Annotated in this window: 17 protein-coding genes and 1 pseudogene; 5 read left to right on the forward strand and 13 right to left on the reverse strand. The window is 41.9% G+C overall.

What is annotated here, in order from left to right; all coding sequences use genetic code 11:
- Positions 1–266 precede the first annotated feature (266 nt).
- The 8 genes from ACTRWE_RS01745 to ACTRWE_RS01780 are packed head-to-tail and all read right to left on the reverse strand — an operon-like array spanning position 267 to position 10,693.
- Positions 267–1,055 (reverse strand): sterol desaturase family protein, encoded by a 789-nt coding sequence (locus tag ACTRWE_RS01745; RefSeq protein ID WP_076921979.1) that lies wholly within the window; start codon positions 1,053–1,055, stop codon positions 267–269.
- Positions 1,048–1,698, reverse strand: a complete 651-nt coding sequence (locus ACTRWE_RS01750; protein WP_462879396.1) for a CDP-alcohol phosphatidyltransferase family protein — start codon at positions 1,696–1,698, stop codon at positions 1,048–1,050. The genes ACTRWE_RS01745 and ACTRWE_RS01750 overlap by 8 nt, the downstream gene beginning before the upstream one ends.
- Positions 1,699–1,726: 28 nt before the next feature.
- On the reverse strand, positions 1,727–2,365 hold the full coding sequence (locus ACTRWE_RS01755) for an ATP-binding cassette domain-containing protein (protein WP_462879397.1): 639 nt from the start codon (positions 2,363–2,365) through the stop codon (positions 1,727–1,729).
- Between the two features lie 24 nt (positions 2,366–2,389).
- Positions 2,390–4,105, reverse strand: a complete 1,716-nt coding sequence (locus ACTRWE_RS01760) for an ABC transporter permease (protein ID WP_462879398.1) — start codon at positions 4,103–4,105, stop codon at positions 2,390–2,392.
- A complete protein-coding gene (locus tag ACTRWE_RS01765; RefSeq protein ID WP_462879399.1) occupies positions 4,102–5,379 on the reverse strand; it encodes an ABC transporter substrate-binding protein in 1,278 nt (425 codons plus the stop codon). The genes ACTRWE_RS01760 and ACTRWE_RS01765 overlap by 4 nt, the downstream gene beginning before the upstream one ends.
- Positions 5,366–6,190, reverse strand: a complete 825-nt coding sequence (locus tag ACTRWE_RS01770; RefSeq protein WP_462879400.1) for a DUF547 domain-containing protein — start codon at positions 6,188–6,190, stop codon at positions 5,366–5,368. Before ACTRWE_RS01770 ends, ACTRWE_RS01765 begins: the two co-directional genes overlap by 14 nt.
- On the reverse strand, positions 6,171–8,324 hold the full coding sequence (locus ACTRWE_RS01775; RefSeq protein ID WP_462879401.1) for an FAD-dependent oxidoreductase: 2,154 nt from the start codon (positions 8,322–8,324) through the stop codon (positions 6,171–6,173). The genes ACTRWE_RS01770 and ACTRWE_RS01775 overlap by 20 nt, the downstream gene beginning before the upstream one ends.
- Before the next feature lie 14 nt (positions 8,325–8,338).
- Positions 8,339–10,693, reverse strand: coding sequence for a TonB-dependent receptor (locus ACTRWE_RS01780; protein WP_013463035.1), 2,355 nt, complete (start codon positions 10,691–10,693; stop codon positions 8,339–8,341).
- Between the two features lie 586 nt (positions 10,694–11,279).
- Between ACTRWE_RS01780 and ACTRWE_RS01785 the strand changes: the two are divergent.
- A pseudogene (locus ACTRWE_RS01785) lies at positions 11,280–11,603 on the forward strand (hypothetical protein); the annotation flags it as partial.
- A gap of 358 nt (positions 11,604–11,961) precedes the next feature.
- Here ACTRWE_RS01785 and ACTRWE_RS01790 read toward each other — a convergent pair.
- The 4 genes from ACTRWE_RS01790 to ACTRWE_RS01805 all read right to left on the reverse strand — a co-directional run bounded on the left by ACTRWE_RS01790 (position 11,962) and on the right by ACTRWE_RS01805 (position 18,546).
- Positions 11,962–13,629, reverse strand: a complete 1,668-nt coding sequence (locus ACTRWE_RS01790; RefSeq protein WP_462879408.1) for a pseudouridine synthase — start codon at positions 13,627–13,629, stop codon at positions 11,962–11,964.
- A gap of 151 nt (positions 13,630–13,780) precedes the next feature.
- Positions 13,781–15,829 (reverse strand): S9 family peptidase, encoded by a 2,049-nt coding sequence (locus tag ACTRWE_RS01795; protein ID WP_335674481.1) that lies wholly within the window; start codon positions 15,827–15,829, stop codon positions 13,781–13,783.
- A gap of 138 nt (positions 15,830–15,967) precedes the next feature.
- Positions 15,968–17,200: a threonine/serine exporter family protein gene (locus tag ACTRWE_RS01800; protein WP_138562871.1), complete on the reverse strand. Its 1,233-nt coding sequence runs from the start codon at positions 17,198–17,200 to the stop codon at positions 15,968–15,970.
- Between the two features lie 122 nt (positions 17,201–17,322).
- Positions 17,323–18,546: a glycosyltransferase gene (locus tag ACTRWE_RS01805; RefSeq protein ID WP_462879402.1), complete on the reverse strand. Its 1,224-nt coding sequence runs from the start codon at positions 18,544–18,546 to the stop codon at positions 17,323–17,325.
- Positions 18,547–19,054: 508 nt separating this feature from the next.
- Here ACTRWE_RS01805 and ACTRWE_RS01810 point away from each other — a divergent pair.
- Together ACTRWE_RS01810 and ACTRWE_RS01815 are read left to right on the forward strand one after the other, a co-directional pair.
- Positions 19,055–21,517: a S9 family peptidase gene (locus ACTRWE_RS01810; RefSeq protein WP_462879403.1), complete on the forward strand. Its 2,463-nt coding sequence runs from the start codon at positions 19,055–19,057 to the stop codon at positions 21,515–21,517.
- Positions 21,518–21,711: 194 nt separating this feature from the next.
- Entirely contained in the window at positions 21,712–22,329 is a 618-nt protein-coding gene (locus ACTRWE_RS01815) for a LysE family translocator (RefSeq protein ID WP_033103267.1), read from the forward strand.
- Between the two features lie 33 nt (positions 22,330–22,362).
- Here ACTRWE_RS01815 and ACTRWE_RS01820 read toward each other — a convergent pair whose 3' ends face one another.
- Positions 22,363–23,247, reverse strand: a complete 885-nt coding sequence (locus ACTRWE_RS01820; RefSeq protein WP_248532553.1) for a LysR family transcriptional regulator — start codon at positions 23,245–23,247, stop codon at positions 22,363–22,365.
- 121 nt (positions 23,248–23,368) lie between these two features.
- On the opposite strand from ACTRWE_RS01820, the gene ACTRWE_RS01825 reads away from it, so the two are divergent.
- A complete protein-coding gene (locus ACTRWE_RS01825; protein ID WP_462879404.1) occupies positions 23,369–25,354 on the forward strand; it encodes a ligand-gated channel protein in 1,986 nt (661 codons plus the stop codon).
- Between the two features lie 269 nt (positions 25,355–25,623).
- Positions 25,624–26,478: a PA4780 family RIO1-like protein kinase gene (locus tag ACTRWE_RS01830; RefSeq protein ID WP_250653970.1), complete on the forward strand. Its 855-nt coding sequence runs from the start codon at positions 25,624–25,626 to the stop codon at positions 26,476–26,478.
- Positions 26,479–26,769 lie beyond the last annotated feature (291 nt).

Genomic DNA, 26,769 nt, shown 5'->3' on the forward strand with positions numbered 1-26,769 from the left:
AACCCCGTTCAACTGATTATTGTCAGAATATAGTGTATTTGTTGATTCTTTCATTTTTGTAAGCGCTTACATTTTTGTGTGTGATAAATGTAAGCGCTTACAAATAATATGGAGGATTTTTAACTGGGTCAAGAATTTGTTTAAATAATTTACAATTTATTTACCTTTAACAGGGTGTTTTTGTTAACAGGAACGGTTAAACGCCCAAGTAATGTTATAAATAAAGGTTTAAAAGGTGTACATGGGCGTTTTCATTAGCCGTATTGCTATTTTTTAAATGGCATTATTAACAATTGCCACAAGGATGAATTTTGTTCGGGGTTTGGGTATTGGCTCAAACCAAGTGCAATACGTTTATCAGGCTGGCTTGCCTGTGATTTATAGCTGCCAAAAAGTCTATCCCACCAAGTTACACTAAACCCAAAGTTACTGTTTGTTTCTTCGGGGTTTTGGCTGTGATGTATGCGGTGCAGCGCTTGGGTAATAAGGATGAGGCGCAGTGGTTTTTCTATTGCGTTTGGCAAGCGAATATTTGCGTGGTTAAACAGTGCTAACCCATTGAGTGTTATTTCAAATATAAGTACTGCAATGGCGGGCACGCCAAGAGCAGTTATGGCGGCAAGCTTTATCAATATGCTAAGACCTATTTCAATAGGGTGAAAGCGCAGCCCAGTGCTTGTATCTACGTGCGCATCAGCATGGTGAACACGGTGTAAACGCCATAAAACTGGAATTTTATGAAATAACCTGTGTTGCCAATAAATCAGTATATCTAGCAACAGCAGGCTAAGTATAATTGCTACTGAAAGAGGCATAGTTAGTTGATTAAACAAACCGATACTATGTTCTTGGTTATAAAGCGCGGCGGCGGTTAACCCTAAAGGAACCGCTAACCGAGCAATCACTGAAGAGGTAAATACAAGACCAAAATTCGCAACCCAACGTTTAGTGGCTTTTATGGGCGATTGCCGTGCAGGGGTTTGCCACTCAAGCAGCATCATTATGACTAAAATACTTACAAAACATCCAAGCCGCCACCATAATTCGTTATCCATTGGTAGCCTCCGTTTTACTGATATTAGTTTCTTGTTGTTTTAATGTGTGATAACCGCCATAAATACGGGTGAAAATCGTTATGGCGCAAGCTGCAGCAAATAAGCTGGCCATTATGGCAAAGTGCTGCGGCCAAATACAAAAGGCAACAAATAAGGCAATGGTTTCTGTGCCTTCGGTTAAGCCATTTAAGTAGTAAAAACTTTTATATTTAAATTGTGGTTTGTCGAGTTTAAATTTTTCAGCGGCAATTGCAAAGGCCAAAAAGCTGGAACCGGTACCTATAAAAGTAGCCAGTAAAATAGCACCTGCAATGGTATTTTGTGCTGGATTAGCCAAAATAAAGCCCAGTGGAATCGCTGCGTAAAATAAAAAGTCGAGAGTAATATCTAAAAACCCACCCGCGCTAGAACTTTGATTAGCATAGCGGGCTAATGCGCCATCCAGTCCATCTAAAATTCTATTCAACGCAATGGCGATTAATGCGCCATACCACATTTCAAAGGCAAGTAAAGGCACGGCAAACATACCCACTAAAAAACCAAAAACAGTGAGTTGATTAGCTGTAATGCCGCTTTTATTAATGAGCATAACAACCGGTGTTAGTAGTGGCTTTATAATGGGGGTAACAAATTTATCTAACATACGTATTGCCTTGAATATGAGTCAGGTTTTAAGCATTAGTGCCTAAAGTAATCACTTTGCCAGCTGTTGCCTCCGCGTCACTGTGGTCGTGCGTAACCATAATGGTAGGCAATTTATGCTCGCGTATTTGACTAAACACCAGTTCGCGGGTATCAACACGCAATTGGGTGTCGAGTTTACTAAAAGGCTCGTCGAGTAAAATAGCTTTAGGTTCGCTGAGCAACATGCGTAGCAGTGCAACACGCGCTTGCTGTCCACCAGATAGGCTGTCGGGATGGCGGGCTGCCAACCCTGTTAAGCCAACTTGTTCTAGGGCGTGGTCTATTTTTTCAAGACGCTGCTTTTTATTGCCTTTGGGCATAGCAAAGGCAATATTTCCTGCCACTGTTAAATGCGAAAACAATAAAGCGTCTTGGTAGAGCACCCCAATATGGCGTAAATGCGGGGGTGTGTTATCTATATTTTGATCATTTAGCCATACTTTACCTTGTGCCCTAAAGTCTTTGGGCAAACAGCCTGTAAGCCAATTTAATAAGCTTGACTTGCCACTGCCCGATGGACCCATAATGGTGAGTATTTCGCCGCCATTTACTTGCTCGTTTAAGCTTAGTAACAGCTCGCCTTGACGATAAAGCTGACAATCTTTGATGTGTAATGATGACTGCATTAAATAGCCTTAATGGTTTTATAGTTAAGCGCGCGCTTTAAAAAAGTATTTAGGTAACACCCATGCCACACCAAAACCAATTAGCGGCAACGCCATTTGAAAAATGGCGTAAACTGCACTGGTGCGTCTGCTTGCGCCATTAGCAAGGGTTACGGCTTCGGTGGTAATGGTACTTATACGCCCGCCACTGGCTAAAAGTGTAGATAAATACTGGCCAAAACTAATCGCCAGTCCAAGCGCTATCGCGATTAAAATAGGGGCGAATAGTTGTGGCAATTTAACCTGTAAAAACACCTTACAGGGACTTGCCCCCAAGCTTGCGGCAACGCGCGCTAATCGAGGGTCTAAACGCCTGTAACTATCGGCAATAGATAAAAAAACATACGGTAAAACAAATAAAACGTGCACAAATATCACATTAAAAAAGGCATGCTGGCTATTGAGCAGTTGTTGTAACCACACAATACCAAATAAAAACGCAATACTGGGCACTAATAAAGGAAGATAAATAATTAACTGTGTCCATTTCGACATGGGTTTCGTGTTTAACTGCTCGGCTTCTAAGCACAGCAATACCATAGTGATAGCAAACAGCGTACTTATTCCCCCTATTATTAAGGTATTAAACAAGGGAGTATGTATTTGTGTAAATGCATGTTGAAAATGCAGAAATACCACGCTTGAGGGCACAGCATCAGGAAAACGCCAATAGCCCGCTATTGACCACATCACTAACCCAATTAGCGCAGCAACAATAAAAATTAAAATTAGACTCGTGAAAACATGAGTAAATGTGCAGATCAATTGATGTGCATACTGGCGACGGCCATTAATAAGTGATTGCTTAAAAACTAGAGCGATGATTTTTTCAAGCAATAGCCACGTTAAGAGTAGTCCAACAGTGACCGCTAATTGTAACAGGGCACCCGCCGAGGCTTTTATTCGCAGGTTTAAATCTACATCGTTAAACCAGTGCATTATAGCAACGGCTAAAGTGGGAGGGGTATTTGGGCCAAGAATGAGTGGCATTTCAACGCTGGCGCTGGCATAAGCAAGTACTGCAAAAATAGGTAAACGTAACAGTGGGTATAAACTGGGTAGCACCACTTTAAAAAACGCCACCATAGGGTAATAACCTAAATTAACCGCAATTTGATGCTGCTTGCGTAGCTTTTTGCCAAGTTCGAGTTGCGCCAAAACACCCAATGCAATCAGTAGTAAAAAAGGTAACTCTTTAAGCACAAGCCCAATAATAATGCTCCAGCCAAAAGCGTCGTAAGGTAACGCGCCTTCTGGCGCTAATTGCCAGCCAGTTAACCATGGAGAAACTAAACGAGTAAATAAACCCGATGGGGCAATTAAAAAACTCACTGCAATCGCCGCAGCGGCATGCGGAATAACCAATATTGGACTTAAAATATATTCAATGCGTTTAAGCCACGCACTATTAAAAAACGCGCCAAGCATAATAATCATAAGCATAAACGCGATCAAGGTACTAATAAGCCCTGTTCGTATGCTCAGCCCTACCATGTGTGTCAATCCAGGCGTTTGCCACAATGCGTTAAACCCTGCTAAGCCAATATTTGTTTCATTGAGTGCCGGCGCCCAACCAAAGGCAGGTAAAAGCACGCCGATTACCCCCCCTAAAACGGGTAAAGTAAGCAATGCGACCAAACAGTAAGGACTTATTTTGACCAAAAAGGTAAATAGGCTATTTGAAGCGGGTACTTTATTCATTGACTTACCCCATAGCGCGTTTGCCAACCTTGCATTATGGCATTAACCCAACTTGGGTGAGGCTCACTGAGTGTGCGTTTTATGCTATTAAAGGGCAGCGCACTTGGGTGCGGTTGTGTGGTTTTAAATAAGGCTTGTTGTTGGGTATTAAGCATTGATTGGATCAACACGGTTTTATCGCCCCAAATAGTGGGCTTTTGTTTATGAGCTTGCGCTTGAGGGCTTAATAAAAAATTAGCGACTAACTGTGCGCCTTGTGCATGGCTTGCATTATACGGTATTGCTACAAAATGGGTGTTACTTAAACTGCCATCATGCATAGCATAACTGCGGGTGCTGGTGGGTAAATCAAAGCGTTGTACTGCAGCGGGCACTTCTGGCGCTGAAAAGGTAAACCCGATACTAAGCTCAGTATCGTCAATTAAACGGCGCATTTGTGCGCCACTTTGCATAAAATGTTTGCCGCTGCGCCAAAGCGTAGGGTGTAATTTATTTAAAAATACCCACAAAGGGTTGAGCACCTCAGTGGTGTTTTTATCTGTAGCTGGCTGGTTTAGCTGTGCTTTTAATTCATCATCGCTGTTGTTATGTAGTACCACTAAAGCGTATTTTAAAAAGCTCATGCCTAAAAAATCAGGCGGCTTTGGGTAACTAAAACGCCCAGGGTTTTGCGCGCTCCAAGTTAATAACTGATGTAGGCTGGTGGGTAATTGATTCGTTGTGCTGCCATCTATTGCTAGGCTGTCGTAATAAAAAGTGAGCGACGCTTGCCCCCAAGGCGCTTCCATCCCGTTTGTAGGCAAACCAAAATCAAAGTTTACCGCGGGGTTATTATTAGGATCGGTTAATGCAAAATTTGGCAGCGTCTGGGCCCAGTCTTTAAGCAGCAAGTCATGCTTACTCATAGCGGCAAAGTTAGCGCCATTGATCCAAATTAAATCGACACTGCCTTGAGCGTGATTATTTGCTGATTTTTCTGCTAATACCCGGCTTACTGCTTCGCTGGTATCGCTTAATTTTACATGCACTAATTCAATATCATATTGCGCTTTGACCTGCTCAGCCACCCATTGAATGTAAGCATTTATTTGCGGATCGCCGCCCCACGCATAAAAATAAACGGGTTGGTTTTTACCTTGGCTTTGGATAGTTTGCCAGCGAGTATCAGAAAAAGAGGCTGCCATGGTTTTAAAGCTAGCAATTAAAACAATGCACAAAGCAATACTCAAAAAACAATATCGGCTGAGTATTTGTATTGGCTTAACGACGTGCATTTAAATCCCAGTTGTAATCTAAAAATTTAATTTTCATGTCATTATTTTGCAGCGCTTCTTGTTGAGCGGGTAGCAGTTTTAATGCATCAGCGTATTGTGCTAAAAACGGGTGAAATGTGTTTGCTCCTTTAAAGCCTTGTTCAAAATCACCGCCGTACCATTTAAAAATAGGTGATACATTTAAAGTATTGCCTGTTGCCATGTTGCGGGTGTTGTCTGACAAAAAACGAACAGTTTGCTGGTGTAATTGCTCTTCTAGTTTATCTGCCGAGTAGGCTTCTTCACGAAGTGCAGGGCAACCAATGCTGGCGCAGTTTACTGCAAAGTGAATACGCGGGTCGTTGTATTTACCACTACCACGAATTAACTCATGCTCTATATCATCAAGGCTGCGTGTTTTACCTAGCAGCGAAATAAACTCTTTACTCCACGGTGAACTAAAAAAGCTACCTAACTCTTTGATTGATTCAATATTAGGGTACTGCGTTAATATTAGTTCAACGGTAAAGGCATTATAGGCATTAATTAAAAACGCCAACTGTTTGTGTTTACCCCACGTGTTAAATTCACCTGGTGTGATGGCTGTTAACGTATTTAAATATGCTTTTAATTGGGTATGCTCGTGTTTAATTGCAGCGTAATCAACCTCAGTGCTGTGCCCATGATTAATAACGACAACATGTTTAGTTAATAGCGTGTTCCAACTATCGTGCAGGTTTTGTGCACTACTTTTAAACGCCGTGACCAGTAGTGCACTTAAAACTAAAAACTTCAATAACGTATACAAAGGCTTAACCTCGGCGCCATGCATGGTATTTTTCAAGCATGTTTAAAATAGTTTGTGGAGCATGGTTACGTTTCCATTCACCAGCGGCATATTTGTTGCCTTCTGCCCATGTTGGGTAGCTGTGAATTGTGCCTAGAATTTTATTAAGGCCAAGGCCGTGTTTCATGGCTAAAACAAATTCAGCAATTAAATCGCCTGCATGCCCAGAAACCACAGTAACTCCGAGTATTTTGTCTTTTCCTTTAGGAGTGATCACCTTAATAAAGCCATTATTGGCGCTCTCAGTAATGGCGCGGTCTAACTCTTCAAACTCAAAGCGGGTGATTTCATAGTCTATGCCTTTATCAATCGCTTCTTGCTCGTTTAGGCCTACGCGCGCGACTTCTGGATCAATGAACGTGGTCCATGGAATAACACGGTAATCTACTTTAAACTTTTTAAAGTGGCCAAATAAGCCATTAACCGCCGCGTACCACCCCTGATGAGCCGCAACGTGAGTAAACTGGTACGGGCCTACAATATCGCCTGCGGCAAAAATATTAGGGTAGAGTGTTTCTAGGTAGTCGTTAGTTACTATGGTGCGATTAGTTTCTATACCAAGCTCTTCAAGGCCATAGCCTTTGAGGTGTGCGCTTCGGCCAACGGCACACAGTAGCTCATCATATTCAATATCAATTTCGGTGTCGTTGTGTTTCACCACGAGGTACTTTTTACCCTCGCGTGCTTCACAGCGCAGCGCTTGGTGTGAGGTTAAAATATTAACGCCACTATCGGCCAATGATTGGTGTGCAAAAGCTGACACTTCAACATCTTCTTTGATCATAACGCGCTGAGTCATTTCAACTTGCGTCACACTTGAGCCTAAACGAGCAAAGCTTTGTGCAAGCTCACAACCAATCGGGCCCCCACCTAAAACAACCAGTTTTTTGGGCGCTTCGTCGAGCTCGGCAAATTTGCTCCATAAAGTATCGCTGGTAACGTAACCGGTTTCTTCAATACCTGGCAGTGGCGGTATAAACGGGCGTGCACCGGTGGCAATAACAAGTGTGCGAGCGGTAAGAGTTTGCGTGCTGCCATCGTTAAGTTTAATTTCCACTGTCCACGGGTCAATCAATTTTCCATAGCCTTTTAAAACCTCCACACCTAAATTTGTGTAGCGCTCTATGCTGTCGTGCGGGGCTATATCAGCAATGACTTGATGTACACGTGCCATTACTTTTTTAAAGGAAAACTGCGGTGTAGTGTTTTCAAGGCCATAGTTTTCGCCATGGCGCATTTGCTGTGCTATTTTTGCACTTTTAATAATCGCTTTACTAGGCACACAGCCAGTGTTTAAGCAGTCACCACCCATTTCGCCGGCTTCAATTAAGGTGACTTTGGCTTTTACTGCGGCGGCAATATAGCTGGTAACTAAGCCGCCTGCACCCGCGCCAATAACAATCATGTTACGGTCGAATTTTTTGGGCTTAGTGTAGTTTTTATAAACCCGTTGTTTTTTAAATACATTTAAAATCGCTTTCGCAATCAGTGGGAATACACCTAATAGAGCAAATGACAGAATTAAATCTAGTGACAAAATGCCCGATAAACGCTCAATTTGTGCAAGTTGAGTACCGGCATTCACAAATACAAAGGTGCCTGCCAACATACCAATTTGGCTCACCCAATAAAAAGTCCACGACTTAATAGCGGTTAAGCCCATTAATAGGTTAATTAAAAAGAACGGAAATACCGGTACTAAACGCAAAGTAAAAAGGTAAAAAGCGCCTTCTTTATCTACGCCTTTATCTATAGCAGCTAAACGCTCAGGAAACCGTTTTTTAATGGTGTCGCGTAATAAATAGCGTGACACTAAAAAGGCAAGGGTAGCACCAATCGTTGAGGCAAACGACGCCACCAGTAAGCCTTCTACTAAGCCAAATAATGCGCCTGCGGCCAATGTTAAAATAGCTGCGCCGGGTAAAGAGAGAGCCGTTACTACCACATAGAGTAAAAAGAACCCGCCAATAACTAACAACGGCGATTGCGCTTTGTATTGGTTAAACTGATCCATCGACCCTTTTAAGCCATCGAGTGTAAGTAACTGGTGCAAATTAAAATGAAAGAACATGCCAATACCGGCTGCTGCAATCAATAATAACAATAGTTTTTTAATCATATTATCTCTTGGGCTTAAAAGTTATGCGTTAGGGTAAGCTTGGCGTTTATTGGTAATTCAGGGAATGCTAATGTTGCGCCAAAATAGCCGCCTTCAAACACTGGACGCCAGTTATCTTGATTTGTGACGTTGTTCACATCTAATCGCAACTTAGTGCTAGGCGTAAACGCGTAGCTGGTATTGACGTTTAACGTGTATTGGTCACGAATTTTCACTGTTTGTAAAAAATCTAGCGGGTAACTCTTTGTATATAAAGCTGAAAAACCTGCCTGCCATTTCTCATTAATTGAATAACTACCATTAACGCTTAACGATTGCTCAGGAATACCTTGTACTTGGCTATTTGAAGGGGCAAACGCTGTATAACTTGGCGCGCCTATACCATTACCGGCAATAATATCTGGGCGTGAGTTATCAAACGCATCAGCAATTTGCGCCGAGTCTTGGCCAGTCGCAGAGTTATCGTAGCGTGCGTCAATATAGCTATAACCTGCACTTAACCAATATGGGTAAGCGTCGTAAAATACTTGGCCTTCAAAACCTGAGGTACGAATACCGGTATTGCTGCCATCGCGGTTGCGTAAACTACGGCGCTGGCTAAATAGGGCGCCATCAGCATACCAATCGCTGTTGGTAGGCGCATATTTTAAGCCAAATTCTACCAGCGTGTTTTCGGTTGCAAAGTTTTGCGCACTAATCGTGTTGTCACCACCTAAGGTGTTACCACCGGCCATACTATTTGAAGTCGCTTCGTTGTAACTTGCTGCGCCGTAACTTGTAAAATCAGTATTGAGCTTGTAATTAAAACTGATTTGGCCAGATTGCAGCGTGTCGTTAATGCTATCACTGGCTGCTGTTTGTCCTTGTGGCGCTATGGGATCGTGTGCTTCTACATCATAATAATCAAGGCGGTAACCCACACTGGTACGCAGTTTATTTGTCCACTGTGAGTCTTGTTGTATAGCAAAGCCAGTTTGCCAAGAACGCGAGTCGGTGGTGTCTGATAAGTTAAAATCACCACTGCCATCACCGTTTATATCGTATTGACCACCTGGAGATACAAATACACCGGGGCGCAGCTCAACTAAGCGTGCTTTTTGCGCATCGGTTAATGGAATACGACGGTTTGAAAGTGGACCCGTTAAATCAATTGGCGTGTCGGCCTCGGTGGTAAATTGGCTGTATCCAAGTACTTTGTTGTAGCGCACATCAAAGGCTAAGATAGTCTGCTGTTCATTATTCCATTGATACGTTAGTTCAGTGCGGTTTTGTGCGGTATCGGCACCATCTATAATTTCAACAAAACTGTTTTGAGCCACTTCATCACGTTTTAAGTGCTGAAAATAACTAATATTTTTAAGCGACGCTTTATCTGAAAGCTCGCGCTTATAAATACTGTGTAGTAGGTAAGTAGTGGCTTCGTTTTGGTTATCAGGGTCGGTAAGTACGGTGCTGCGATCAATGTTAACTAACCCTGTAGGAGATACAATTGAACCCGCTGCGGGTACTGTGCTGCCGTTTGCTTGAACGCCTTGGCCGGTAATGTAAAGACCATGGTCGATGAGTGCTTGAGTAGGGCGGTTAATACCGGCGTTGTCGGTAAACTCAACCTGATATAGCTCAAAGTTAATATCCCAGCTGCTTTTATCATCAGGCAATACTCGCAGTGCTGCAAAAAGACTGTCACTTTTAGTCCCTGAGTAATCGTAGTAGCTTCCATGATCAAGGTGTTCATAACTCACACGAAAACCAATTTTGTCTTTTACAATCGGTGCGGTGTAATCAAGCTGAGCGGTGTATTGATCCCAACGACCCGCAGAGAGCTTCGCTTTACCTTTGTGTTCTTCAGTGGAGGCTTGCTTAGAGTGTAAATTTACAAAACCACCATTGCGCTGGCTTGAACCAAACAATACTGGAGGAGCGCCTTTAACTACATCTATTTGTTCTACCGCGTTAAATGATAACGGCACACCAAAGCCGTTATTACCTGCTTGGCGACGAGTTCCATCTTGAAAAAGCTCACCTAATTGGCCACGAATAGTGGGTAAGCTTGGTGCACCAAAGCCACTGGCGGCATACGTATTAGGGCTCACAGCAAGTACATCTTGCAAGGTGGTAATGTTAAGTTGTTCTATTAGCTCTTTTGAAATAGGCGTGACTGAACGTGCTATATCTTGCAGTGCTAAATTATCGCCAAAGGGGCCATTTATGGTTGCATCTTTAACAGAAAGTCCTTGAGAATTTAAACTTTGGCCCGCTACTTCAATACGCTCTATGGCATTTTCTGTTACAGGCTTTGTTGTAGCAAAAGCAATAGCGGGTGTATTTAATAAAGCGGCTATAGATACGGCCAAGGATGAATATTTCAAACGTTTTCTCTCTGTAATTGTATGTTGATGGTTATAAAAGACCGAAAGGCTTAAAAATAACTTTCAGCAATTTAACAATATTGTTATTTATTAAAATATTAAAAATAGCTGCTTTGTTAATCGATTTATTAAACAAGCTTAACAGCTATTTACAATTATTATGAAATAAAAGGGAGTTTGTACGGTCTTTATTGCTTATTAGTTTATTTATATCTTTTTTAAGGAAATTTTATGACAGGTTCAATGAATACTGATGTACAAAATCGTTTGCAGTGGTCTTTATTATCGCTTCGGTGTGGGGTGTTTATAGTGATGTAAAGGGCCTGTTTATCTTTCGAGGTTTAATTTGCAGCTGTATGTTTGGCTTTTAGGCAAGGCAGAGCCTATGTAGTGTGGTTATTCCCCATAAATAGGCGATAACGCAGCATAAATGCCAAACAGACCCTGCTCGAAGGGTTCTGCCTAGGGGCGATTTACTCTTTGTTGCTCGGTTTTTACTTAGTCCACTAGGCTACAAACCTCGCGCCGCGATTAAATCGCCCCTAGCTTGAACAAATTTAAATCTGCAAAGGTCAACAGGCCCTAGTGGACGCTAGATAAATTTGTAAATCCGGGGCATAGCGCCCGTATTTTTGAACACTTTTATGGGATCAGTGGCTCTACCGATACTATTGCTTATATTTTAGGTGCACTGCAATTATTGCTAGTGATAGCATTTTTGGTCGGTATTAAAAAACGTATTACTTACGGTGCTATTTTTATAATGCATGGTTTATCTACGCTTTCTTCATATAATCAATATATTGATGGCTTTAATAATTTACTGTTTTTTGCGGCGTGGCCGATGTGGGCTGCGTGTTTTGCGCTTTATTTATTACGCGATCAAGACGTAAAATTTACGATTAAATAATAAAGGCAAAAAAAAATGGTTATAAGCGTTAGCCTATAACCAATAAAGTACACAGGGAGTGTAGGAAGTTCTGTTGTACACAGTAAACGGTTAGTTACCCATTTACTGTGTGTCATCAAAAGCGCTTATTGGCGCTTTTAATCAAATAAAGAGGACTGTAATAAATACTTGTTTTTATAAAAGCAAAGCTAATGCCAACTTTTAATGCATTGAAATATATAGCTATTTATTGTTTATAAGTAGAAGCTTTGCATAATGCAGGTAAATTTTTCTATATTGTAACGGTAAAGGTTACCGACTTTGCAATATAAAAAATGACAAGGCTTTTAAAACAGAGGGGAGTTTTAGTATCGCTGATTTAAAAATCAGCGGCTACTTCAAATTCTAAACGTTGATGAGAAATAGGGTGGGTGAAGGCTAAATACTCGGCATGTAAATGTAAGCGCTCTGCCTCTGCACCATAATGAGTATCGCCAACTATCGGGGTATTTAAACCTAATTGATGTGCGCAATGCACCCGTAGCTGATGTGTGCGCCCTGTTTTAGGGTATAACTGCAGTCGGGTGGTGTTGTTTTTGCGCTCCAGTACATGCCATGTTGTTAACGACGGTTTACCGGTTTTATAACACACCATTTGGCGTGGTTTATCATCAAAGTCGAGCACAAGAGGTAAGTTAATCACTCCGCTATTCTCAGTAATATTGCCCGCCACTAAAGCAACGTAACGCTTTTCAATTGTGCGTTCAATAAACTGTTTTTGCAGCGCTTTATGCGCGCGCTTATTAAGCGCAATAATTAACAGCCCTGAGGTCGACATATCTAACCGGTGCACAATAAGTGGGCCAGAAGCCGCGGGGAACTGAGTTTTAATACGCATGTACACTGAGTCATCAATATTAATCCCTGGCACCGATAAAAATTCAGCGGGTTTGTTTATTACCAGTAAATCATCGTCTTGATAAACAATAGTTAAGTTTTTTCCTTTTGCAGGGTTTGTTAGTAATGGGTTTTCTTCAACATTTAAGCCTTTTAGCATATGACCTAAAATGGGTTGGCATTTGCTATAACACGATGGGTAATAATGTAAGTGATGCCTAATTGCTGATTTAGGCGGTGCACCCCACCAAAATTCGGCCATAGCCACTGGTTTTAAATGGTGCTTATATGCATATTGTAATAATTTAGGGGCGGCGCAATCCCCCGCTCCCGAAGGTGGCGTGTGCTCAGGAAGTTTGGCAAAAATAGCATTCAGATCGGTCACTTCACCGTGTGCATTTAAAAATTGGTATTGAGCAAATAATTTCTTTTGTAGGTTTTTTGAGAGTGTTTTGCGGCGCTTTTTTAATCCGTTAATTTCACCCAGCATAGCTGCTTGGGTTTGCTCAAGCGCTGTAATTTGCGTTTGCCAGTCTTGCTTTAATGCCTGCAGTTGTTTTTTCTCAACAATACTCTGCCCAGCTAAGGTTGTTTTAAGTTGTTCAAAGTCATCGGCATTGAGTTGCTCTTGGCCAGTTTGGCGTTGCTCTTTTCGCTGTTTGCGGGTCACTTGCATGGCTTGTTGTTTGGCTACAAGTTGCTGTTCATAATTTTTACGTGCTGTAGCTAATTGCTGCTCAAGGGCTTGATAATCTTCACTGTTTTCTAATGCCGTAATTTGCGCATTAATGGCGTTAATGATTTGGCTTTGCTGACTAAATACAGCATCGTCTATGTGTTTAAGTGCCACATTAGGTGCAAAATTCAGTTGCTCATCTATGCCCGCTATTTGCCCCGAATACGCGCTAATAAACCCCAGTTGTTGCGCCTGATTTTGAACGACTAGCACACCAAACATTTTACCCGCATCAATATCATCCGTATCTAAAATAGCCTTATCTAGCTTTTTTAATTGCTGTTGTAATTGCTGTGCAGCGACAACGGCCAAAGGGTGCGGTTTATAATAAAATGGAAATGTAAACTGCTCAGGCAGAGCAAGGGAATCGACGTTTTCATCAAAAACGGTAAAGCAGCTAGCAGGGTTTGACATGGCAGTAAAATTAGCAGTTAACAAAATAATTTCCGAGAGTTTAACATAAGCTGTGCTATGTCACTAAGGATGCGTGCTCGCCAATTTAGACCTATAAAAAAGGCCAACATTTTTATGTTGGCCTTTTAAAATTAAACGCGTTTATAAGTGCTTATTTATTCGCGTCTTTAACTTCTTTTAACTTAGCAGCATGGTCAATTTCAAACGCAGGCATCTCTTTTTTGCCTTCCATTAAATAGTTGTCCATCCAGCGCATTAAACGCAAGCTGTAGTCGTATTGCGCTGCCACTTTACGGTTACCATGACCTTCACCTGGGTAGTAAACAAGACGTACATCCTTACCTTGCACTTTCATGTAGCGGTAAAGCTCCATAGATTGTGCAGGGTGAACGCGAGGATCGTCTTTACCGTGCATAATAAGCAGAGGTGTTTCAGATTGGCCTGCCCAGTAAATAGGGCTGCGCTCTAAGTACCACTGCCATTTATCCCATGGGTATGAACGCGCATGAACTAGGTTCATTTCGTTAGAAATATCAGTAGTACCAAATTTAGACAGTTGGTTGGTGACACCCACAAACATAACGCTTGCAGCAAAGTGTTTGGTTAGTTTTGTTGCGCCCCACGCCGATGCATAACCACCGTACGACCCCCCAGTGATACCAACACGTTTAGTGTCTACTAAACCCATATCAACAAGGTGATTTTTAAAATCAACTAAATCGTCAAACTCTTTACCTGCGTAATCGTTTTGGCCTAATTTTGAGTAATCTACTCCTTTTCCTGTAGAGCCTCGGTAGTTAGGATAAAACACCGCATAGCCACGTGCTGCACCCATTTGACCAGGGCGTGAGTAGTTAGTGACCCAGCCGTCTTTATCATGGCTTTCAGGGCCACCGTGTACCGACATAATCAGTGGGTAGCGTGTGCCTTTTTCATAATTTAATGGGTAAACAAGCACACCATCAAGCTCAACACCGTCGCGTGCTTTAAGGGTAATGGTTTCTTGCTTTGCAAAGCGTTTATCATTTAACCAGCTATTTGAATCGGTTAAACGTGTTGCTTTATTGCTGCGCACAATAAACACTTCGTTAGGGTGTTTTGCGGTATTACCACGAAGTGCGAGTGTTTTATCTGAATCTGAAACACTCAATTGTGAGGCAATAAATTCACCTTCTTTGACTAATTTTTTGTATTTATTAGAGCCCGTTTTAATGCTCGCTACAAAACTTTGCGTGCCTACATTGGCAATAAAGTTAAGTGTATTACGCTTATGCGACCATTCAAAATCAACAACGTGCCCCATAAAGTCAGGTAACCACTCAGTGATTTCAGCGGTTTTAGTGTCAGCAATAAATAAGCGGCCTGTTGCAGGGTCGTGCTTATCTTCTGCACCTAAAATAGCAATGTATTTACCATCATGCGACAGCTCTGCATCACCTAGCTTGCCTTCAGTTTTAAACGATAAGATTACTTTATTGCTAGCAATATCAAACAAATGCCACATAGATTTTGTGTATTTATCATCAATCAATGCGGTAGGTTGAGTTTTAACCAGTAGCTTTTCACCATTAGCAGCCCAGTTAACATCACTCACGTAATTATCAACGTTGAGTGCGGTGGGGGTAAGTGGTTTATCCGCTTTAGCTAAGTCAACAATAAAAAGCTGCTTGTTCTTTAAGCCCATTTCATATACTTCAGCTTTAAAGCCAAGTTTTTCAAGTTCTTTTTCTGACTTGTCTGCTGCAGGCATCGCTAAAATAGCCACCTGTTTGTTGTCTGGGCTTAATTTGTAGCTTGAAATTGATGTGTCTTTTAAAGCAAGAACAGGTTGTGCTTGGCCGCCATCAACAGGTATTTGGTAAAGCGAGGTAAATTTATCGTCTTTTAATTTCGCTAAAAAGTAAATTGTTTTACTGTCGTTTGACCATTCTATGCTTTTAATGTTAACCGAGCCGGTAATAAAAGGACGTTCAACGCCTTTATCATCCACAACATAAAGTTCACTGTAATTACTACCATTTTCATCAACGTAAAGCGTGCGAGGTAATGAACGGGTAAATGCAACACTGTCGCCATCGGGGCTAACGGTTGTTTGTATTACCGATTTTACTTTTGGAATGTCTTCAACAGTAATTGCTGATTGCGCAAATGCAAGTGAGCTTGAGAGCCCAATTGCTATCGCTAAGCTAGTTTTTAGCATTGTTATTTCCTTTGCTTTATTAGATTTCAGCCATTATAGCAAGGTGTTCTCAATATACTAAAAAATGCGATTAATCCTCAAAAGAGGAGGTTTAATGTTGTAGTTATGCAAAAGCGCGGCTTAAAACCGCGCATAAATCTATAGACTCTTTTTAGGAGGAAGCGCCACGTTTGCAAAAATAAGTCCGGCCACGAGCGACATGAAAATTAAAAACGTTTGCTGACCAATATGATCTGCATAAACAAAGTCTTGGCCTTCAATGAGTGAGTTTAAACCAATATACGTTTTGCTCCCAGGCACTAATACAATTAATCCCTGCATAGCTACAATTGAGGCCGGGGCATTAGCAACCCGGTTAAATAAATTACTAAACACACCAACAGAAAAGGCACCAATAAAGGTCCCTAACGTGTAATTTAAATCTAAATAAATAGCAGGCCCAATACTAGTGCCATAAGCTATAAAGCCTGAGGCAATAGACCACATTGCATGTTTAAGCTTTGTTCTAAAGATAACGATTAAGCTACTACACAAAAGTAAAATAGCGAGCCATGCAGTCCACTTTGGTAGCGGCTCAGGTTGTACGAAATCGGCTTGCCCAAAGACCGCAAAGCCAATAGCAAGACCAATAAAAGCCCCAAAATAAAGCTTAAACAGCAACATAAACGAGTCCATAACGCGTGCTGTGCCCGATACTAAGTGTCTGGCTGCAAGTTCAGCAAGGCCAAGTGCAAGGGCTAAACCGGGTATAAACACAATAATGGCAGAGAGTACAATTAATCGAATGTTGATGTGTGCATCTAAATGAACGCTAATAGCACAAGCAAGAATAGCCGACACTATTGCTACTAATGGCTCAAGCATGTGAGCCACACGTTTCGAACGGGCCGACCACAATACAAATAAGTATACAATAAAGGTTAATAACCCAGACCACAGAACGTCATTCCAACTGGTGCCCATGAGCATGGCAAATGCGCCGCCAGAGGTAGCAAAAGCAACACCTGTCAGCACTCTGTTATAAGGGTTTGGGGCATCAAAAATGATATCAAGTTGCTGATCAACTTCTTGCAACGTGAGCTCGCCATTGAGCATTTTATTAACTAAATCGTCGGTATCGGCAAGTGAACCTAAATCGTGATCGCCTGGGTCAACGCGGGCAACATGGGTATATTCATCTTCATGGCCATCGGTCCAAATAACAAAGGTAACCGACGTGGGCGACATAACAAACGAAGATTTAAGATCTAAATAAGTCGCCACTTCCATTAAGTGGGCTTCTAAGCGATAGGCAGGGGTACCGTATTTATGGAGCATTTTGCCCAATTTAACGATAAATTTGCGTTTTTCAGTAAACGTTGCGGTTTTCAAATTTGTTTTGAACCAACTATTAAATAACTAAGCTAAAAATATAGGCAATAATGCTAAAATTGCCCAAGTTTATTTGCGGCGATTTTAAACACAAATCGCCGCCTGTCTAGTGATTTTTAAAGTTATTTTTTATTTTTTTCTGCTATCCATTGCGACATATATTGTGTACTGCGCATGGTATGGTGTTTGAGCATTTGACCCGTGAAATTTTTCATCCGGTGAGCATCTAAATTACTGCTTATTGAGTCGATTTTTTCAATTAAGTGAGCACTTAACTGCACTTTGTCATACAGAGTATTAAGTAGAAGGTTGCCAGCGGCTTGCGCTTCGCTAAATTTAGCCTCGTTGTTGTATAAAGAGACTGCGGCATCTGCAAAAGCTTGCGCATCTGCTGTTACCACACCTGGCCATGGTAAATGGTTATGCATACCTTCGCTACCTATTGGCGTGGTGACGCTTGGGGTTTGCATGATCATGGCCTCTAAAAGTTTACCTTTAATACCCGCCCCAAAACGCAAAGGAGCTAAGCAAATACGCGCACTTTGCATTACCTCATACGCATCATCGGCCCAACCTTTAATTAAAAAGCCGGTTTTAGGATTATTAAGCGCGGTGGCTTTTGGCGGTGGGTAGGAACCATAAATATGCAACTCTGCCTGCGGTAGTTGTTTGCGGATAAGCGGCCAAATTTTTTGTAAATAGAGTACCGCATCCCAGTTTGGAGCATGTCGGAAGTTGCCAATGGTCATAAAGTGTTGGCGTTGTTCATACGATTTAGTTTGCTCAGGTAAGGCACTTAAATCAACCATAAATGGTAAGTGATGTAACACGCTAGGCTCAACTTTAAACACTTCATTGAGTAGTTCCATCTCATAGCTTGAGATAATTAAGCTAAGATCGCAGCGTAAAATAGCGGCTATTTCACGTTTAGCTATGTCTGATAGTAAATCACTGTGGTTGAATTCACGCTCGCCTTTATGCGCCTCATGGCGTGCATTACGCAGGCATTGTAAATCTTCGGTATCCAAAATTTTAAGTGCATTAGGACAATGCTTATCTACACGCCAGCCAAATTGTTCTTCCATCATAAAACGGTCGAACATAACAATATCTGGGTTGTAGGCTTTAACGTAATCATCAAAACTATCGCAGTTAAGTGCGATGCTTTGACTGGTGATGCCGTAATCGTTCAGATTTACCATGTGCTCGGTAGGTTGTGCAGGCGTAGCAAATTCAACATTCCAGTTTTGCGATTTAAACGCATTAAGTAACGACATCATGTGCGTACCCGCAGCAGACGAATTGGGCTCTGGCCATACATAGCCAATTACCAGCACTTTTTTCATTGGCTAGATCTCTTATTATTAGGGTCTGTTGACCTTTCAAGGTTAAATTTGCAGCAGTCTGTTTGGTATTTAGGCAAGGCAGAGCCTATGTGGTGTGGTTGTTCCCCACAAATAGGCGATAACGCAGCATCAATACCAAATAGGCGCTGCCCGAAGGGTTCTGCCTAGGGGCGATTTACTCTTTGTTGCTCGGTTTTTACTTAGCCCACTAGGTTACAAACCTCGCGCCGCGATTAAACCGCCGCTAGTTTGAACAAATTATAATCCGCAAAGGTCAATAGACCCTAGTTTATTTGCGTGCTTTTTCAGCAGTGTAAATACGCTGCGTTTTATTAAGCCAAAGCACATAACGAAAACGCAGTAGCGATAAGTAAATAGTCGCATAGTTTAACTTATTCGCCTTACTTAAGCATCATTTAGCTGATTTTATCCTTGCTTAACACTTTATGAACAAGGTAAAACGTGTTTATATAGCGGGTAATATTTAACAATAAAAAAGGATGAAAACATGAATGCTTTTAGGCTATTTATTGCCTTGGTAGGCTGCATTGTTTTATTGCCTGCAAGTTATGCAGAGCAAGGATATCAAACCCCTTCACCGGCGCTTGCTGCACTCGTAGATGCTAAGTTAGCACCAACTAGCTCTTTATCGAATGATGGTCAGTGGCTTGCTCTGTTTGAACGCAAGCGTGTTGTGTCGCTTGATGAGCTGGCAAAAGAAGAATTTAAGCTTGCGGGAATTAAGCTTAATCCGGCTAACTTTTCACGCTCACGGGTAAGTGCAAAGTACAGCGCGTTAGAGCTCAAGCATGTTCAAAGTGGAACAGTAATAAACGTTAATAATTTGCCTCAGGGGATTATTCGCTCGCCGCGTTGGTCAGCAAATAGTGAATATTTAGCGTTTGTGGTTGAACAACCGGATAACGCACGGCTTTGGGTTTATAACGTTAAAGCCAAACAAGCACAGCAGTTAAGTGAGCTTGCACTTAATTCTGTACTAACTGCTACACCTTATCAGTGGTTACCCGATAGCACGGCGATTGTGGCTAATTTAGCGGTAAACTTAGCCAAACCAAGATTAACCAATGATACCCAAAGCACAGTGCCGGTTATTCAACAAAGTACTGGCGAAAAAGCCCCAGCAAGGACTTATCAAAACTTATTGACCAGCCCGTTTGATGAAGCACAATTTAAATTTTATGGTCAAGGTCAATTAGCGTATATCACGCTTGATGGCAAAGCACAGCCGATTGGCCGTGCCGGTTTATTTAAATCGTTTTCAATTTCGCCTGATTCAACCAATATTTTAGTCGCGACCATCGACGAGCCATTTTCGTATCAAGTCCCTTACAGTCGTTTTGCAACTACATGGCAAATATGGGGAATGCGTGGCTATGCATTAGTAGAGCTGGCAAAGCAACCTCTTGCCGACAACATTCCACAAGGCTACGACAGTGTGCGTACTGGTCGTCGTGATTTTGAGTGGCGAGCCGATCAAGGTGCTGAAGTCATATGGGCCGAGGCGCAAGATGGCGGTGATATGAAAACTGAGGTTGAATATCATGACTACCTTTACAGTTTACGAGCGCCATTTAAACGCGACCCTAAATTATTTGCCAAAGTAGAGCGTCGTTTTGCTGGCATACAATGGGGTAATGATAATATTGCTATGCTAAGTGATTGGCGTTTTAGTGACCGACAAGTGCGCACTTATGTAATTCAACCACGTAATGCCGATAGTAACCGCGTGTTATTTTCAGAGCGCAGTTATAACGATGCCTATAAAGATCCAGGGAGTGCAATTTACGAGCGTAACGATTTAGGTGTTAGCGTAATAAAAGTTGTTGGCGGACGTTACATCTACTTACGTGGCGATGGCGCGTCTGAGCAAGGAAACATTCCTTTTTTAGATCAGTACGATGTTAAAACGAATAGCACCAAACGTTTATGGCAATCAGCAGCGCCTTATTACGAGCGTGTGCGTGCATTGTTAGACGATGAAGGCACAAAATTCATTACTATTCGTGAGTCTAAAACGCAGCAGCCAAACTTTTTCATTCGCGATTTAGATAAAGGCTCGCTAACACAGCTTACTCAGTTTGAGCACCCTTACCCTGCATTTAAAGGCGTAACCAAAGAGCAACTACGTTATACCCGTGATGACGGTGTTGAGCTTTCAGGTACGCTTTATTTACCACCAGGGTATGACAAAACACAAGGGCCATTACCGGTATTGATGTGGGCATATCCACTTGAATATAAAGATAAAGCAGTTGCATCACAAGTGCGTGAATCAGAATACGAATTTACCTACATAGGTTACTGGGGCCCTATGCCTTATCTTGCGAAAGGGATTGCGGTGTTTGACGATCCTAAAATGCCGATTGTAGGCGTTGATGGTAGTGAGCCAAATGATCACTTTAGAAAACAGCTGGTTTCTAGCGCTAAAGCAGCGGTTGATGTACTGGTTGAAAAGGGCATTGCCGATAAAGATAACATTGCTATTGCAGGGCACTCTTACGGTGCGTTTATGGTGGCTAATTTATTAGCACATAGCGATTTATTTAAGGCAGGTATTGCCCGCAGTGGTGCGTATAACCGCACATTGACGCCGTTTGGTTTTCAGGGTGAAGAACGTGATTTTTGGCAAGCACAAAGTGTGTACGCAAACATGTCGCCGTTTTTCCATGCTGAAAAAATTAACGAACCTATGTTAATGATCCACGGTCAAGAGGACCCTAATTCGGGCACTTTCCCAATGCAAAGTGAGCGTATGTACGCAGCGCTTAAAGGCTTGGGTAAAGAAGCGCGTTTAGTGATGCTTCCTTACGAAGCTCATGGCTACCGTGCCCGTAAAAGCTTATTACATGTACTGTGGGAGCAAGAGCAATGGCTTGATAAGTATCTGTTTACAGATAAAGAAGCAGATACTGAAACAACTGAAGCGGTTGTAGACGTAAACGCAAATTAATTTGCTAAGAGTTTCGAGCTCGAGGTTCGGGTTTCGAGGTGCGGCAGCGCGAAATACTGCGCTGCTAACTCGGGCTAAGCTCGTTGCCCTTAGCCCGAGTCTCGACGCTGTTACTTCTAATTTATCGGAAGCTATTTTTCCTTTACCCTTTCATTCATAATTAACACTATTTTTTAATCTATTGCGAGCTTTAAATGATTGATGTAGCTGCACTTGCGGTATTTATTCCTACCTTCTTTTTTGTATCAATTACACCCGGTATGTGTATGACACTGGCCATGACCTTAGGCATGAGTATTGGCGTGCGACGAACTTTATGGATGATGATAGGTGAACTCCTCGGTGTAGCAACAGTTGCGGTAGCCGCGGTGCTTGGTGTAGCCAGTGTTATGCTTAATTACCCCAGTGCATTTGATATTTTAAAATGGCTAGGTGGCGCTTATTTAATCTACATTGGCATTAATATGTGGCGTGCAAAAGGAAAAATGTCGGTTGATACGCATAACACAACAGCCGTGAGCCGATATTCATTATTTTCACAGGGGTTTGTAACCGCCATTGCCAATCCAAAAGGATGGGCGTTTATGATTTCCTTATTACCTCCTTTTATTAACGTACAATACAGTGTTGCGCCGCAATTAGCGGTGCTGGTGGCCATTATTTTACTCTCAGAGTTTATCTGTATGATGATTTACGCAACAGGTGGTAAAAGCCTGCGGTTATTTTTAACCAAAGGCAATAACATTAAGTGGATGAACCGTATTGCGGGAAGTTTAATGGTGCTAGTAGGAGTTTGGCTTGCAATTAGTTAACTATAAACAAGCCTTAACCTGAACTTAGGTTATTTAAATAGCTGAAAATGATGCGTTAAGTGCTTTAATTGCAGCTTTTGTTTTTGCTGCTAACGTGTCGCGTGCAGGCGTTAGAGCAAATACATCGTAATGGGGAAGCTGCCAGTCAGTGCATATTTCTAAAAGTTCTCCTGTAGCTAAGAAATTGCGTACTTCAGGCTCAGGCAAAATAGCATAGCCTAACTCATCGAGAACAAATTGAATCACAGTTTGCATATTATTAATGGTAATACGCGCTTTTTGTAGTGTTGTATTTACGCCGCGAGTAAGGTGCGTAAGCGCCGGATCAACAGCTATATGCGCAATGCGGTTATGCGCTTTTAGGTCATCCAGTGTGATTTTTGGTTGCTGTGCTAGTACATGATTTTTATGAACACACAGTATTAATGGCCAACTAGCGAGCTGGCGTGCAATTAAGTTTGAGTCTTCGAGAGGGCCAATCGCCAGCACTAAATCTATACCTGTTCTGATCATATCAATGGGTTCGTCAGAAAGCGTTAAGTGCACATCTATATCATTAAATTGGCTAATTAAATGCTTTACAGGCTCGCTTAGTAACCCACCTCCAAAACCGACAGGGGCTGCTAGTTTTAATTGCCCACTCGGGCAATTTTGTAAATGCTGTAATTGTTCTGATGTAGCTGTTGCAACGGCAAGCATTTGTAAACAACTTTGATAATACAGTTCACCCGCCTCGGTAAGCGTTAATTCTCGAGGGCTTCGATTAAATAAACTCAAACCTACATCTTGCTCTATTTGTTTTATTTGCTGGCTAATTGCAGAGGTTGTCATTAAAAGGTCAGCGGCAGCTTTACTCATACTTCCCGTTTGTACTGTGCGAACAAATATATTCAGGGTTTTAGTTAACTTATCACTCATACCGTTAAGCCTTACTTAAATTAGCTTTAATAAAAATAACGTTGTGAGAAAGGGAACTTCTCACTATTATCGCAAACGCTAATTATTATCATTTGCACGCTAAATGTCACGGAGAAATATCATGAACACGGTAAGTTGTAAGTTAAGGCCGGTAACTGCATTTATTTTAAGTACTTTTGCAATTGCTAACCCTGCTTTTGCTGATGAAAAAAAACAAGATATGGAAGTAATGGTTGTCACTGCTTCTGGCTACGAACAAATGCTCAAAGAGGCGCCCGCAAGCATTAGTGTTATCGACAGAGCGCAGCTAGAAAAACGCTTTTATCGTGACTTAACCGACGCAATGGCTGATATTCCGGGTGTAATAGTGACCGGCGGAGGCGACAGAAAAGATATTAGCTTGCGTGGTATGGCTAGCCAATACACGCTTATTCTTATTGATGGACAACGCCAAAGCTCAAGAGAAACACGACCTAATAGTGATGGCCCAGGCGTAGAAGGTGCTTGGACGCCGCCAATTTCAGCGATTGAACGTATTGAAGTAATACGTGGCCCTATGTCGTCGTTGTATGGCTCTGATGCTATTGGTGGTGTCATCAATATTATTACCCGTAAAGCGCCAGAGCAGTGGTTCGGTGAACTGCGTTTAGACAGCACCATTCAAGAGCAAAGTCAGTCAGGTGATATAAACCAAGCCAGCTTTTTCACTTCTGGAGGCATTATTCCAGATCTATTGGGCGTGCAATTGTATGGGCAGTTTTCAAAGCGAAATGAAGATGAGTTTACTGCAGGATTTCGAGGAAAAGAGCAAAGTAATGTTAAAGCCAAGTTCACATTAACACCTAATGATAGTCACGAATTAATGTTTGAACTTGGCTCAGCAAAACAAACATTAGATGAAACTCTCGGCAAAACAGTTGCCCCGCTTGCGCCAGGTGAAAACTGTGGTCGACGTGGCTGCCCTGAATCAGCAACTACCGAGTATGAGCAACAAACATACTCTATGTCGCATAATGGTTTTTACGACTTTGGCTCGTCGCGTAGTTACATTAAGTACGATAAGTTTGATAATAACTCACGTGAAATGTTTGTCGAAAATACCGACATTCAAACGACATGGAGTTTACCGCTTTATAGCAATCATAACTCTACGTTTGGTGCGACCTATTTAAAAGAGTCATTGGATGACTATACAAGCAATAAAATTAGCGACTTAACCCATGTAGAAAACGAGCAATGGTCAGTTTTTGGTGAAAACGAGTGGCCAGCTACGGATGACTTTAAGCTTACCGCAGGCCTACGTTACGATCATGATGGCAACTTTGCAGGTCACTGGAGCCCACGTTTGTATGGTGTTTATAGCGCATCTAAAGCGATCACCATTAAAGGCGGCATATCAACCGGTTTCCGTGCGCCAAATATTCGCCAATCTACCGCGCAATGGGGACAAGTGAGTCGTGGCGGGAATATTTATGGTAACCCTGACTTAAAGCCTGAGCAATCAGTTAACTATGAAATGGGTGTTTACTATGATTCTGGGCGAGATTTAAGCATATCGACAACCGTTTTTTATAATGAATTTGATGACAAAATAACCCGTATAGCTTGCCCATTAACGCAGTGCACAGATGGCCCAAATCAGTTTGGCTCCATGCCAACTACGTACATTAATGTGGATGAAGCCATAACCCAAGGTATTGAGCTATCAGTAGATTACGATATTTCAACTGAAATTGATGTGAGTGCCAGTTATACCTACACCGACTCAGAGCAAAAAACCGGTGAATATAAAGGGAGCCCACTTAATCAGCTACCAAAACATAGTTTACAAACGTCTTTAAATTGGCGTCCAACAGATAAGTTAGGCGGATGGTTACGTGTGCAATATCGTGGAGAAGAAAGCCAGCCTACCACAGGGCCTTCACAAAGTAGTTTAATTGCCCCTGATTATACCATTGCCAATTTAGGTGCTAATTATCAGCTAAGTGACAGCGTTAAACTTGGTGCTGGAATTTACAACTTGCTTGATAAAGAGATCACAGAGCAAGAGTACGGTTATGTTGAAGATGGCCGTCGCTATTGGGCGTCTTTAGTGTGGCAGTTCTAAACACTTTTTAATAATATAAAGTAAACGAGTACGCTAAACCGTGCTCGTTTTTTGGTTTTATCTCGGCTCTTGTTCAATAATGTTTAAAAAGCAAAAAAGGCGGTTGGCTTTTTAGCTGTAGTCGCTTATTCTAGCTGCGTAATTTAGTCATTAAATGTAACTTTAAAGTTTACTAATAATTTATAACTTTCTTCAATCCCCAAAGGTATGCCTCGTTTGAACCACATAGCAAAACAAAAAGCCAACCCTGTATTTTTAGTAGGTGTCGTTTGAAAATACCTAAACGCTTACAGCCATTAGTTGATGATGGTTTTATTGATGAGGTGATCAGCCGTTTAATGAGCGGTAAAGAGGCCGATGTATTTGTGGTGGCCTGTGGCGATGACATTCGCTGCGCTAAAGTGTACAAAGAGGCCAGTAAGCGCAGTTTTAAAAAAGCCGCGCAATATCAAGAAGGGCGAAAAGTACGTGGTGGCCGCCAAGCCCGTGCTATGGGTAAACGTTCAAGCTATGGCCGCCAATTAGAAGAAGAAATTTGGCAAAATGCCGAGGTTGACGCACTGTCGCGTTTATCCTCAGCAGGTGTTCGCGTACCGCAAACTTACGGCTGCATTGACGGTGTTTTGTTAATGGAACTTGTAAGTGATGATGAAGGCGATGTTGCACCACAACTTGGCGCGGTTGATTTAACCGAACAACAAGCCATTGAGCAACATACATTAATGATGCACTACATTAAACTCATGCTGTGCGCTGGGATTATTCACGGTGACTTATCTGAATTTAATATACTTGTAGATAGTAACGGCCCGGTAATTATTGATTTACCTCAAGCGGTTAACGCCTCTGCCAATAACAGCGCCGAAGCCATGTTTGCCCGTGATGTAAATAACATGCGCCGCTATTATGGCCAATTTGCACCAGCGTTATTACACACGCAATACGCCAAAGAAATGTGGGCATTGTTTGCAGATGCTAACTTAACCCCGCACTCAAAACTCAGTGGCGAATTTGAAGACGACAGCGAAGCGGCAGATGTAGACTCAGTACTTGACGAAATTCAAGCCGCCTTTGATGAAGAGCAAGAACGTAAAGAACGTATTCGTGATGCCGATGAGCAATAACCTTTAATTTACGTGCTAAGTTTTGTTTATAGTCATAATTATTAGATTAAACTTAGCATGTAGGTATGAGCGATAACCGGGCATTGAGATTGGCAAAAAAAATCGTCGTTAATTAATTAGCTAAATAGCCCTTTGCTCATATATTCATGAAAAATGAGCCAAGCGCGCATATTAATCTGTTCTTTATCACTTAATAACAATAAAAGCTTAGTGATAGTAATACCTTAGGTTATTTGTTAAAACTATATAAGCTAGATAAATGAGCGTTAAGTCGGTAGAAATATGCGCGAT

This window comes from Pseudoalteromonas sp. G5_S1_54_S4, from assembly GCF_054968565.1.

Coding starts and splice junctions, on each gene's coding strand:
- ACTRWE_RS01790 (WP_462879408.1), bottom strand. CDS start 13,629: ATGTCAAACCCTGCTAGCTGCTTTACCGTTTTTGATGAAAACGTCGAT.
- ACTRWE_RS01770 (WP_462879400.1), bottom strand. CDS start 6,190: ATGCATGGCGCCGAGGTTAAGCCTTTGTATACGTTATTGAAGTTTTTA.
- ACTRWE_RS01745 (WP_076921979.1), bottom strand. CDS start 1,055: ATGGATAACGAATTATGGTGGCGGCTTGGATGTTTTGTAAGTATTTTA.
- ACTRWE_RS01765 (WP_462879399.1), bottom strand. CDS start 5,379: ATGCACGTCGTTAAGCCAATACAAATACTCAGCCGATATTGTTTTTTG.
- ACTRWE_RS01795 (WP_335674481.1), bottom strand. CDS start 15,829: ATGCTAAAAACTAGCTTAGCGATAGCAATTGGGCTCTCAAGCTCACTT.
- ACTRWE_RS01810 (WP_462879403.1), top strand. CDS start 19,055: ATGAATGCTTTTAGGCTATTTATTGCCTTGGTAGGCTGCATTGTTTTA.
- ACTRWE_RS01815 (WP_033103267.1), top strand. CDS start 21,712: ATGATTGATGTAGCTGCACTTGCGGTATTTATTCCTACCTTCTTTTTT.
- ACTRWE_RS01760 (WP_462879398.1), bottom strand. CDS start 4,105: ATGAATAAAGTACCCGCTTCAAATAGCCTATTTACCTTTTTGGTCAAA.
- ACTRWE_RS01820 (WP_248532553.1), bottom strand. CDS start 23,247: ATGAGTGATAAGTTAACTAAAACCCTGAATATATTTGTTCGCACAGTA.
- ACTRWE_RS01775 (WP_462879401.1), bottom strand. CDS start 8,324: ATGATTAAAAAACTATTGTTATTATTGATTGCAGCAGCCGGTATTGGC.
- ACTRWE_RS01755 (WP_462879397.1), bottom strand. CDS start 2,365: ATGCAGTCATCATTACACATCAAAGATTGTCAGCTTTATCGTCAAGGC.
- ACTRWE_RS01750 (WP_462879396.1), bottom strand. CDS start 1,698: ATGTTAGATAAATTTGTTACCCCCATTATAAAGCCACTACTAACACCG.
- ACTRWE_RS01825 (WP_462879404.1), top strand. CDS start 23,369: ATGAACACGGTAAGTTGTAAGTTAAGGCCGGTAACTGCATTTATTTTA.
- ACTRWE_RS01805 (WP_462879402.1), bottom strand. CDS start 18,546: ATGAAAAAAGTGCTGGTAATTGGCTATGTATGGCCAGAGCCCAATTCG.